Below are 483 nucleotides of genomic sequence, written 5' to 3' on the forward strand. Positions count from 1 at the left end.
TCGCTTGACCCTATAACGAGTCTGTCTCGTTACAGGTTGAGTTCTCGCGTTGTGCCGTATTCCAATTGAGTCAAACATAGAGTTCGAATCATCTTGAGATACATCGATACAATCACAACCCGGATAGTTTCCACGTCCATCTCAAGACGCTTCCGCTATCCAAATTACTTGCTTCTTCCAGATTGTTAAAGAACGACAGCCGATATGGTTTTACTCATATCACTCTGACTGGCTCAATCGCCAATGAGAAAAACTCGAACCAAACTTCATTCGAATGTTTGTCATTGATGATTATCGAAAGCGGCCGGCATTATAACCGGTTAAACCGCTAACAGACAGTCTTTCTGTCTTTATCAACAGCCGATAAGCGTGAGCGCTCAACTTGCGCGAGAAGCTCTGGAAAGGAGGTGATCCAGCCGCACCTTCCGATACGGCTACCTTGTTACGACTTCACCCCAGTCATGAATCCTACCGTGGTGACCG

General features: G+C 46.2%; 1 rRNA gene. It reads right to left on the minus strand.

The window, feature by feature from the left end:
* Positions 1–400: 400 nt before the first annotated feature.
* Positions 401–483: ribosomal RNA gene (locus CFB43_RS37455) — 16S ribosomal RNA — on the minus strand; the annotation flags it as partial.

Source organism: Burkholderia sp. AU15512, from assembly GCF_002223325.1.
Taxonomy (GTDB): domain Bacteria; phylum Pseudomonadota; class Gammaproteobacteria; order Burkholderiales; family Burkholderiaceae; genus Burkholderia.